Annotated in this window: 11 protein-coding genes and 1 pseudogene; 4 read left to right on the plus strand and 8 right to left on the minus strand. The window is 34.1% G+C overall.

Features of this window, described 5'->3' with window-relative positions:
* Nucleotides 1-141: 141 nt before the first annotated feature.
* From IDG63_RS03390 to IDG63_RS03415, 6 genes are all read right to left on the minus strand, one after another.
* Nucleotides 142-417 carry a UPF0223 family protein gene (locus IDG63_RS03390; protein ID WP_000455596.1) on the minus strand — a complete coding sequence of 92 codons (276 nt, stop codon included), beginning with the start codon at nt 415-417 and terminating at the stop codon, nt 142-144.
* Nucleotides 418-583: 166 nt separating this feature from the next.
* The gene (lpdA, locus tag IDG63_RS03395) at nt 584-1990 is read right to left on the minus strand and encodes a dihydrolipoyl dehydrogenase (RefSeq protein ID WP_000260117.1); all 1407 of its coding nucleotides are present in this window, start codon (nt 1988-1990) and stop codon (nt 584-586) included.
* A 3-nt stretch (nt 1991-1993) separates the two neighbouring features.
* Complete coding sequence (locus IDG63_RS03400) at nt 1994-3286, minus strand: dihydrolipoamide acetyltransferase family protein (RefSeq protein ID WP_000863440.1); 1293 nt, start codon at nt 3284-3286, stop codon at nt 1994-1996.
* A 90-nt stretch (nt 3287-3376) separates the two neighbouring features.
* Nucleotides 3377-4354, minus strand: coding sequence for an alpha-ketoacid dehydrogenase subunit beta (locus tag IDG63_RS03405; RefSeq protein ID WP_000068176.1), 978 nt, complete (start codon nt 4352-4354; stop codon nt 3377-3379).
* A gap of 3 nt (nt 4355-4357) precedes the next feature.
* On the minus strand, nt 4358-5470 hold the full coding sequence (gene pdhA / locus IDG63_RS03410; protein ID WP_000035320.1) for a pyruvate dehydrogenase (acetyl-transferring) E1 component subunit alpha: 1113 nt from the start codon (nt 5468-5470) through the stop codon (nt 4358-4360).
* 170 nt (nt 5471-5640) lie between these two features.
* Entirely contained in the window at nt 5641-6267 is a 627-nt protein-coding gene (locus IDG63_RS03415) for a YkyA family protein (protein WP_000668339.1), read from the minus strand.
* Nucleotides 6268-6631: 364 nt separating this feature from the next.
* On the opposite strand from IDG63_RS03415, the gene def reads away from it, so the two are divergent.
* From def to rnjA, 4 genes are all read left to right on the plus strand, one after another.
* Nucleotides 6632-7183, plus strand: coding sequence for a peptide deformylase (gene def, locus IDG63_RS03420; protein ID WP_000957036.1), 552 nt, complete (start codon nt 6632-6634; stop codon nt 7181-7183).
* Between the two features lie 330 nt (nt 7184-7513).
* Nucleotides 7514-7636, plus strand: a complete 123-nt coding sequence (locus IDG63_RS03425) for a hypothetical protein (protein WP_001792047.1) — start codon at nt 7514-7516, stop codon at nt 7634-7636.
* A 28-nt stretch (nt 7637-7664) separates the two neighbouring features.
* Nucleotides 7665-7883 (plus strand): DNA-dependent RNA polymerase subunit epsilon, encoded by a 219-nt coding sequence (locus IDG63_RS03430; RefSeq protein WP_000257888.1) that lies wholly within the window; start codon nt 7665-7667, stop codon nt 7881-7883.
* Complete coding sequence (gene rnjA, locus IDG63_RS03435) at nt 7883-9580, plus strand: ribonuclease J1 (protein WP_000811375.1); 1698 nt, start codon at nt 7883-7885, stop codon at nt 9578-9580. Before IDG63_RS03430 ends, rnjA begins: the two co-directional genes overlap by 1 nt.
* A 348-nt stretch (nt 9581-9928) precedes the next feature.
* Here the strand turns inward: rnjA and IDG63_RS03440 are convergent, their stop codons facing one another.
* Nucleotides 9929-10591 carry a potassium channel family protein gene (locus tag IDG63_RS03440; protein ID WP_000514290.1) on the minus strand — a complete coding sequence of 221 codons (663 nt, stop codon included), beginning with the start codon at nt 10589-10591 and terminating at the stop codon, nt 9929-9931.
* Between the two features lie 132 nt (nt 10592-10723).
* Nucleotides 10724-10921 (minus strand): annotated as a pseudogene (locus tag IDG63_RS03445) (cytochrome d ubiquinol oxidase subunit II); the annotation flags it as partial.

Here is a 10921-nt window from a genome sequence, read left to right on the forward strand (position 1 = left end):
ATTTTTCCACCTAAAAAAGCTATATTAAGTTTACTTTTATCAAACATTTTGTTTAACACTTGATAAAGGTATCAAAATATAGCTTTATTAGCAATAGTTTTAAAGAAAAATTCCTATTAAATTGTGTTAATTTCGAACGAATTATTTTTCAGCTGTTACTCTTTGTTCTTCAGAGTGAGTTTTTACATCTTGAACTGCTTTGTAACTATTATAGCCACTACTTTTTTCGAAAGTATTAAAAATTTGTTTTTCCTCTGCTTTAGCAGGCACAATTTCTTTAAATCTTTTATATGCACCCATAAAGTCGCCTGCCGTCACGCCGGATTCATAATACTTCTCTACATGATTAAAGAAATTTATCACTGAAATCATCTCTTCATTACTCCAGTCTAAATCAATTGGATACTCATATTCCATTGTTGAACCCTCCATTTCAATTCTTTTGTTAGCATCGCTAGTATAACATGCATGTCACATGTTAACGATATCTCAAATCAATTTCCTTACATTACTTTACCTAAAACAAAAAAGCCGTAGCATATGCTACAGCTTTTAATGACTGATCTTTATAGATAATCAGTTATTACATTGTATGGATTGGGTATCCGATAGCTTTTTCTGCTGCTTCCATAGTCATCTCACCTAATGTTGGATGTGCATGGATTGTTAATGCGATATCTTCAGCATTCATACCAGCTTCAATTGCTAAACCTAATTCAGAGATAATATCTGATGCACCAGTACCAACTACTTGAGCACCGATTAAAGTATCATCTTCTTTAAGTGTAATAAGTTTAACAAATCCGTTAGTATCATCTAATGATAATGCACGACCATTTGCTGCATATGGGAATTTAGAAGCTTTAATTGCTAAACCTTCTTCTTTAGCTTGCGCTTCTGAATAACCAACTGTAGCTAATTCTGGTTCAGTAAAGCATACTGCTGGCATACCAATGTAATCAACTTCAGCAGCTTGACCATCAATTGCTTCAGCAGCAACTTTAGCTTCATAGCTAGCTTTGTGAGCAAGTGGTAAACCTGGAACGATATCACCAATTGCATAGATATTGCTGATAGACGTACGGCTTTGTTTATCAACTTCTAATAATCCACGGTCAGCGAATTTAACACCTAATTCTTCTAGGCCTAATTCGTCTGTGTTTGGACGACGACCTACAGTTACTAATACATAATCAGCTTCGATTGTTTTCTCTTCGCCTTTAGCTTCATAAGTAACTTTAACTCCGTTATCTGTTTCTTCAGCTGATTTAGCCATAGCTTCAGTAACGATTTCAACACCTTTTTCTTTCATACCTTTTTTAACAGGTTGTGTCATTTGTTTTTCGAAGCCACCTAAGATATCTTTAGCACCTTCAAGGATGGTTACTTCTGAACCAAAGTTAGCAAATGCTGTACCTAATTCTGATCCAATGTATCCTCCACCAACTACAACTAATTTACCTGGTACTTCTTGTAAGTTTAAAGCACCTGTTGAGTCGATAACACGTTTACCGAATTTGAAATTAGGAATTTCAATTGGTCTTGAACCTGTTGCAATGATTGCATTTTTAAAGTTGTATGTTTGTGCGCTCTTTTCGTCCATAACACGTAAGCTATTGTTATCTACGAAATATGCTTCACCTTTAACGATGTTAACTTTGTTACCTTTAAGTAAGCCTTCAACACCACCAGTTAATTTATTAACAACTGATGATTTGAATTCTTGAACTTTTTGGAAGTTTAAAGAAACACTTTCAGCAATAACACCTAAGTTTTCAGAATGTTGTGCTTCAACAAAACGGTGAGAAGCATGTAGTAATGCTTTTGAAGGAATACATCCTACGTTTAAGCAAACACCACCAAGATTACCTTTCTCAACGATTGTTACTTTTTGTCCTAATTGAGCTGCACGAATTGCTGCAACGTATCCACCAGGACCTGCTCCGATTACTATAGTATCTGTTTCAATTGGGAAATCTCCAACTACCATGTTTTACCCCTCCATTAATAATAATTCTGGATTATTTAATAAACGTTTAATGTGATTCATTGCATTTTGGCCAGTTGCACCATCAATTTGTCTGTGGTCAAAGCTTAATGATAATGCTAATACTGGTGCTGCAACAATTTCTCCATCTTTAACGATAGGTTTTTGAGCAATACGGCCAATTCCTAAGATTGCTACTTCTGGGTGATTGATAACTGGAGTGAACCATTGTCCACCAGCTGAACCGATATTACTGATTGTGCATGTTGCACCTTTCATTTCATCGGCTGTTAATTTACCATCACGTGCTTTAACAGCTAATTCATTAATTTCATCTGAAATTTGGAAAATAGACTTACGATCAGCATGTTTAACAACAGGTACTAATAATCCTCTATCAGTGTCTGCTGCAATACCGATATTCCAGTAATGTTTATGAACGATTTCACCAGCTTCTTCATTGAATGAAGTGTTAAGTGCTGGGTATTTTTTCAATGCAGAAACAAGTGCTTTAACAACATAAGGTAAGAATGTTAACTTAGTACCTTGTTCAGCTGCGATTTCTTTAAATTTCTTACGGTGATCCCATAATGCTTGAACATCAATTTCATCCATTAATGTTACATGAGGTGCAGTATGCTTAGAGTTAACCATTGCTTTCGCAATTGCTCTACGCATAGCAGGGATTTTTTCAGTTGTTTCTGGGAAGTCGCCTTCTAATGTTACTGCTGCAGGTGCTGCAGGAGTTTCAGCAACTTCTTCACTTGTAGCTGAAGCAGCTGATTCATTTGAAGCTGTTGGTGCACCACCATTTAAGTATGCATCTACATCTTCTTTTGTAATACGACCATTTTTACCAGATCCAGAAACTGCTTTAATGTTAACACCTTTTTCACGTGCGTATTTACGTACTGAAGGCATTGCTTTAACAGTTCTGTTTTCATCTACTTCTTCAGTTTGAGTAGCTACAGGTGCTTGCTCTGCTGGCGCTTCCTCTTTCGCAGGTTCTTCTTTAGATGATGAATCATCATCATGACCTTTAAATTGCATATCTTCTGCATCAGGTGCATCGATTTTAACAATAACGTCACCAACTACAGCTACTGTACCTTCTTCTACCATAACTTCTTCTACAGTACCAGATACTGGTGATGGGATTTCTACTACTGATTTATCGTTTTGTACCTCAGCTAAAACATCGTCTTCTTCAATAGTATCTCCAGCTTTAACAAACCATTTTACAATTTCACCTTCGTGGATACCTTCCCCGATATCGGGTAATCTAAATTCAAATGCCACGTTTTTGCCCTCCTAAGATTTCGTAAATTAAACATTTCATTTTAATCAATGAGACTAAAATACGCTAACTTCGTTAACTTTTAAAATGTATTAAAATTCTAAAGTTTCTTTTGCTTTTTCGATGATGTCATTTTTGTTTGGTAACCAAACATTTTCAGCTTGAGTGAATGGATAAATTGTATCTGCTGCTGCAACTCTTCCAATAGGTGCTTCTAATGAAAGGATTGCACGTTCACTTAATTCAGCTACAACTGCTGCACCAACACCAGCTTGACGTTGTGCTTCTTGAACTACAACTGCACGACCAGTTTTTTCAACTGAAGCTACAATTGTGTCAACATCGATTGGTTGAACAGTACGTAAGTCAATTACTTCAACAGAATAACCATCTTTTTCAAGTTCTTCTGCAGCTTTCATTGATTCTTGAACCATTGCACCGTATGTGATGATTGAAATGTCATTACCTTCTTTTTTCACATTAGCCTTACCAATGTCAATTGTATATTCTTCTTCAGGTACTTCTTCACGGAATGAACGATACAATTTCATATGCTCTAAGTATACGACTGGGTCATTACTTCTAATAGAAGAAATTAATAAACCTTTCGCATCGTATGGGCCTGAAGGAATAACAACCTTTAGACCTGGAGATTGAGCTAAAATACCTTCTAAGTTATCTGCGTGTAATTCTGGTGTGTGTACGCCACCACCAAATGGGCTACGAATTGTTACAGGTGCAGTTTTAGTACCGCCTGAACGGAAACGAGTACGTGCAATTTGTCCAGCAATCGCATCAAATACTTCGAATACGAAACCTAAGAATTGTACTTCCATAACCGGACGGAATCCTTCAACTGCAAGACCCATCGCTAAACCACCAATACCTGATTCAGCTAAAGGTGTATCGAATACTCTATCTTCACCAAATTCTTTTTGTAGTCCTTCAGTAACACGGAAAACACCGCCGTTAACACCAACGTCTTCACCAAAAATTAAAACATCTTGGTCATTTTTAAGTTCAGTTTTAAGCGCATCATTAATCGCTTGAACCATTGTCATTTGTGCCATGGCTTACTTCGACTCCTTCTCTTTGTAAATTTCATATTGTTCTGCTAAGTTTTGAGGCATATCTTCATACATAATTTCCATTAGAGAAGTAACAGTTTGTTTTTCAGTGTTATCAGCCTCTTTAATTGCTGCTTTAATATCAGCTTTTGCACGTTCAATAACTTCATTTTCTTTGTCTTCATTCCATAAACCTTTGTTTTCAAGGAATTTACGGAAACGTACTAATGGGTCTTTTTTCTCCCATTCAGCATCTTCGTCTGAAGTTCTGTAACGAGTTGGATCGTCACCAGCCATTGTATGAGGACCATAACGATATGTCATAGTTTCAATTAATGTTGGACCTTCACCTGCAACTGCGCGGTCACGTGCTTCTTTAGTTGCTTGATATACAGCTAACGCATCCATACCATCAACTTGGATACCAGGAATACCTACAGCAATTGCTTTTTGAGCTAATGTTTCAGCAGCAGTTTGCTTGCTTCTTGGTGTTGAAATTGCATAGTTATTGTTTTGAATAACGAAAATTGCAGGTGCTTTATAAGCTGCTGCAAAGTTAATACCTTCGTAGAAATCACCTTGTGAAGAACCACCGTCACCAGTGTAAGTGATTGCAACTGCATTTTTACCACGTTTTTTAAGTGCAAATGCAACACCAGCAGCTTGAATGTATTGTGCACCGATAATAATTTGTGGGCTTAATGCATTAACGCCTTCAGGGAATTGATTTCCTTTGAAGTGACCTCTTGAGAATAAGAAAGCTTCAGTTAATGGTAAACCATGCCAAATAATTTGAGGAACATCTCTGTATCCCGGTAAAATGTAATCTTCTTTTTCTAAAGCGTATTGTGACGCTAATTGTGATGCTTCTTGACCAGCAGTTGGTGCATAGAAACCTAAACGTCCTTGTCTGTTTAATGAGATAGAACGTTGATCAAGGATACGAGTCCATACCATTCTTTCCATTAATTCCACTAATTGTTCATCCGTAAGATCAGGTACTAAGTCTTCATTTACGACGTTACCATTCTCATCCAAAATTTGAACCATTTCAAATTTCGATTGAGTATCATTTAAAACTTTTACTGCATCGAATTGGGCTTGTAACTTAGGAGCCATTCAATTCACCATACCTTTCCCATAATTGTATAGAAATTCATTTTATCCTTACTAATTGTACCACAAATAAATGGGACTGTTAAACCATTTGAAAAAGTTCTGTTTTAATAAAAAAAGATACAGATAATAGGAACTGTATTAGTTGTTTCCTACCATCTGTATTATATTAATTATTTAAATTGATCAACGTCTTGCTTTTCTTTACCAACCTTATTTAGTACTTTCGTATACTTATCTGATACTTCTTTTAACTTTTTATAGTTCTGTTCTATTGCTTTTGATTTTTCGTTAACACCTTGTTGTGTCGCGTCATTTTGATTTAAATATTTAAATAATGTTTTCTCTGAGTTTACAGCCTTTTTATATGCTTTCGCGTAATCACTGTGTAACTTATATTTTTCTTTTAATACATCATCTAATTGTTTTACTTCTTTACGTTTAACATCATTATCAATGTTATCAACGTGACTTTTTGCTTTCTTAAAGTCTTGTTCAGACTTCTTAATTGCGTCTTCTTCTTTTTCAAATTCCTTTAGACGATCATCGGCATTTTTAATTAAGTCTTTTACTGCTTTACCGCGAACTGCTGTATCTTTACTATTGACATCTTCAGTTAATTTTTTCTTTTTCTCATCTAATTCAGCAATTTTCTTACCAACAGTTTTAATTGGTTCTTCATCATCTTTAATTTTATCCACTTGCTTTAAATATGCCTTAATTTCTTTTTTATCCGTAGTACATCCTGCAAGCAAGACACTAGATGCTAATACTACTGCGATTGTTTTTCCAAATTTCATTACTTGTACCTCCACTTGCTATTTAAATTAAATGATAAATAAAATCTGCTTGGAAATCAATTTTAAACAATTACATTACACATCTTCATTACTAAGTATATCTGTTGACAGTTACGTCATTTATAATATAATTTTTAAAGTCAAGATGATAAATAAATTTCTAAAGTATCATTGCTTGAAACCAACACTTTAATCATTTTTTAAGCAATTAGCATATCTGAAAATTTACATATACTATCTAAAATAAACATTGGCAGTAGTTGGTTAACTTTGTAGATATTTACACATAAAAATGTATGAGTATCTTAACAACCTTTTTACTGTCATTCAACTAAAACAAATTAAAATAAGGAAGGTGCAATATATGTTAACAATGAAAGACATCATTAGAGATGGTCATCCAACTTTGCGTCAAAAAGCAGCTGAGTTAGAATTACCATTAACTAAAGAAGAAAAAGAAACATTAATCGCCATGAGAGAGTTTTTAGTAAATAGTCAAGATGAGGAAATCGCGAAACGATATGGTTTACGTTCAGGCGTTGGTTTGGCTGCACCTCAAATTAATATTTCTAAACGTATGATTGCTGTTTTAATACCAGATGATGGCAGTGGCAAATCTTATGACTATATGCTTGTGAACCCAAAAATTGTAAGTCATAGCGTTCAAGAAGCTTATTTACCAACTGGTGAAGGTTGCCTTAGTGTCGATGATAATGTTGCTGGTCTAGTTCACCGTCATAATAGAATTACAATTAAAGCCAAAGACATTGAAGGTAATGATATACAATTACGTCTAAAAGGATATCCAGCAATTGTTTTCCAACATGAAATTGACCATTTAAATGGTGTAATGTTCTATGATCACATTGACAAAGATCACCCATTACAACCACATACAGATGCTGTAGAAGTTTAAAGCACATTTTTACTAATTATCAAAGCTTAGGATAAATATGATGTCCTAAGCTTTTTATTGTACAACTTTTTCGAATAAACAACAGTTAAATATATTCACCTTTCTACCAAACTTTTTATCCCCTCATTTAAATTTTACCGTTTCATATAAAATCCTTTAATTCTTTCTTAACATTAATTTATAATCCCTACATTTATTTTAATAAATAGAACTGCACATTTATTCGAAATACTTAGATTTCTAGTGAGATAAACTGCTTTATTTATTATCATTCATCATGTAAAATAAGATTTAACTGAAATTTTAGTGTTATTTCACTAATTTTTTAAAATGAACGACATGATGAACCTAGTTATTAACCAAATCGTTATTAAGTTAAATTATAGAGATGATTGGAATGAATTTATCGATATATACTCCAATACGATTTTACTAGGGTTAACAATAAATTAAACAAACATTCTTAGGAGGAATTTTTAACATGGCAGTATTTAAAGTTTTTTATCAACATAACAGAGACGAGGTAATTGTGCGTGAAAATACACAATCACTTTATGTTGAAGCTCAAACAGAAGAACAAGTACGTCGTTACTTGAAAGATCGTAATTTTAATATCGAATTTATCACTAAATTAGAGGGCGCACATTTAGATTACGAAAAAGAAAACTCAGAACACTTTAATGTGGAGATTGCTAAATAATGAAACAATTACATCCAAATGAAGTAGGTGTATATGCACTTGGAGGTCTAGGTGAAATCGGTAAAAATACTTATGCAGTTGAGTATAAAGACGAAATTGTCATTATCGATGCAGGTATCAAATTCCCTGATGATAACTTATTAGGGATTGATTATGTTATACCTGACTACACATATCTAGTTCAAAACCAAGATAAAATTGTTGGCCTATTTATAACACATGGTCACGAAGACCATATAGGCGGTGTGCCCTTCCTATTAAAACAACTTAATATACCTATTTATGGTGGTCCTTTAGCATTAGGTTTAATCCGTAATAAACTTGAAGAACATCATTTATTACGTACTGCTAAACTAAATGAAATCAATGAGGACAGTGTGATTAAATCTAAGCACTTTACGATTTCTTTCTACTTAACTACGCATAGTATTCCTGAAACTTATGGCGTCATCGTAGATACACCTGAAGGAAAAGTAGTTCATACCGGTGACTTTAAATTTGATTTTACACCTGTAGGCAAACCAGCAAACATTGCTAAAATGGCTCAATTAGGCGAAGAAGGCGTTCTATGTTTACTTTCAGACTCAACAAATTCACTTGTGCCTGATTTTACTTTAAGCGAACGTGAAGTTGGTCAAAACGTAGATAAGATCTTCCGTAATTGTAAAGGTCGTATTATATTTGCTACCTTCGCTTCTAATATTTACCGAGTTCAACAAGCAGTTGAAGCTGCTATCAAAAATAACCGTAAAATTGTTACGTTCGGTCGTTCGATGGAAAACAATATTAAAATAGGTATGGAACTTGGTTATATTAAAGCACCACCTGAAACATTTATTGAACCTAATAAAATTAATACCGTACCGAAGCATGAGTTATTGATACTATGTACTGGTTCACAAGGTGAACCAATGGCAGCATTATCTAGAATTGCTAATGGTACTCATAAGCAAATTAAAATTATACCTGAAGATACCGTTGTATTTAGTTCATCACCTATCCCAGGTAATACAAAAAGTATTAACAGAACTATTAATTCCTTGTATAAAGCTGGTGCAGATGTTATCCATAGCAAGATTTCTAACATCCATACTTCAGGGCATGGTTCTCAAGGTGATCAACAATTAATGCTTCGATTAATCAAGCCGAAATATTTCTTACCTATTCATGGTGAATACCGTATGTTAAAAGCACATGGTGAGACTGGTGTTGAATGCGGCGTTGAAGAAGATAATGTCTTCATCTTTGATATTGGAGATGTCTTAGCTTTAACACACGATTCAGCACGTAAAGCTGGTCGCATTCCATCTGGTAATGTACTTGTTGATGGTAGTGGTATCGGTGATATCGGTAATGTTGTAATAAGAGACCGTAAGCTATTATCTGAAGAAGGTTTAGTTATCGTTGTTGTTAGTATTGATTTTAATACAAATAAATTACTTTCTGGTCCAGACATTATTTCTCGAGGATTTGTATATATGAGGGAATCAGGTCAATTAATTTATGATGCACAACGCAAAATCAAAACTGATGTTATTAGTAAGTTAAATCAAAATAAAGATATTCAATGGCATCAGATTAAATCTTCTATCATTGAAACATTACAACCTTATTTATTTGAAAAAACAGCTAGAAAACCAATGATTTTACCAGTCATTATGAAGGTAAACGAACAAAAAGAATCAAACAATAAATAATCAAAAAGCTACTAACTTTGAAGTGAAGTTTTAATTAAACTCACCACCCATTGTTAGTAGCTTTTTCTTTATATATGATGAGCTTGAGACATAAATCAATGTTCAATGCTCTACAAAGTTATATTGGCAGTAGTTGACTGAACGAAAATGCGCTTGTAACAAGCTTTTTTCAATTCTAGTCAGGGGCCCCAACATAGAGAATTTCGAAAAGAAATTCTACAGGCAATGCGAGTTGGGGTGTGGGCCCCAACAAAGAGAAATTGGATTCCCAATTTCTACAGACAATGTAAGTTGGGGTGGGACGACGAAATAAATTTTGAGAAAATATCATTTCTGTCCCACTCCCGATTATCTCGTCGCAATATTTTTTTCAAAGCGATTTAAATCATTATCATGTCCAATCATGATTAAAATATCACCTATTTCTAAATTAATATTTGGATTTGGTGAAATGATGAACTCTTTGCCTCGTTTAATTGCAATAATGTTAATTCCATATTGTGCTCTTATATCTAAATCAATGATAGACTGCCCCGCCATCTTTTCAGTTGCTTTCAATTCTACAATAGAATGCTCGTCTGCCAACTCAAGATAATCAAGTACACTTGCACTCGCAACATTATGCGCAATACGTCTACCCATATCACGCTCAGGGTGCACAACCGTATCTGCTCCAATTTTATTTAAAATCTTTGCATGATAATCATTTTGTGCTTTAGCAGTTACTTTTTTTACACCTAACTCTTTTAAAATTAAAGTCGTCAACGTACTTGATTGAATATTTTCACCAATTGCCACAATGACATGATCAAAGTTACGGATACCTAAACTTTTCATAACTGCTTCATCTGTAGTGTCTGCAACAACCGCATGAGTAGCGATATCACTATATTCATTCACTCTATTTTCATCATGGTCGATGGCCATTACATCCATGTCTAATGCATTCAACTCACGAACGATACTACCTCCAAAACGACCTAGACCGATGACTACATATTCTTTACCCATACTCGCCCTCCATTAAATGATTTTCATCAATTCATTGAAAATATAAATTTAAAATTATTATAAATGAGTACCCCAACTAAATTATCTAAATGCAGTAATGCAAGTAAATGAAAGTTGGGGTATCGTCTCAACTTATGATTTCTTTCCTTCAACATATTCTTTGTCGAAAACAAATAATCTTAATAATAATATTAACGATGGAAGTAATAAAAGTAAACCTAAAATAAAGACAATCACTAATGTCCAGCCCATTTCTGGATTAACATATGCATCTGTAATTTTTACAAACGGATATAAAAGGTATGGCAATTTACTAATTCCATAGCCAAA

It is taken from the genome of Staphylococcus sp. EG-SA-14 (genome assembly GCF_017151935.1).
Lineage (GTDB): Bacteria > Bacillota > Bacilli > Staphylococcales > Staphylococcaceae > Staphylococcus > Staphylococcus aureus.

Bases quoted from the DNA above. Each gene is read 5' to 3' on its own strand.
- IDG63_RS03390 (WP_000455596.1), bottom strand. From the start codon at position 417: ATGGAATATGAGTATCCAATTGATTTAGACTGGAGTAATGAAGAGATG.
- lpdA (WP_000260117.1), bottom strand. From the start codon at position 1,990: ATGGTAGTTGGAGATTTCCCAATTGAAACAGATACTATAGTAATCGGA.
- IDG63_RS03405 (WP_000068176.1), bottom strand. From the start codon at position 4,354: ATGGCACAAATGACAATGGTTCAAGCGATTAATGATGCGCTTAAAACT.
- pdhA (WP_000035320.1), bottom strand. From the start codon at position 5,470: ATGGCTCCTAAGTTACAAGCCCAATTCGATGCAGTAAAAGTTTTAAAT.
- IDG63_RS03415 (WP_000668339.1), bottom strand. From the start codon at position 6,267: ATGAAATTTGGAAAAACAATCGCAGTAGTATTAGCATCTAGTGTCTTG.
- def (WP_000957036.1), top strand. From the start codon at position 6,632: ATGTTAACAATGAAAGACATCATTAGAGATGGTCATCCAACTTTGCGT.
- IDG63_RS03425 (WP_001792047.1), top strand. From the start codon at position 7,514: ATGAACGACATGATGAACCTAGTTATTAACCAAATCGTTATTAAGTTA.
- IDG63_RS03430 (WP_000257888.1), top strand. From the start codon at position 7,665: ATGGCAGTATTTAAAGTTTTTTATCAACATAACAGAGACGAGGTAATT.
- rnjA (WP_000811375.1), top strand. From the start codon at position 7,883: ATGAAACAATTACATCCAAATGAAGTAGGTGTATATGCACTTGGAGGT.
- IDG63_RS03440 (WP_000514290.1), bottom strand. From the start codon at position 10,591: ATGGGTAAAGAATATGTAGTCATCGGTCTAGGTCGTTTTGGAGGTAGT.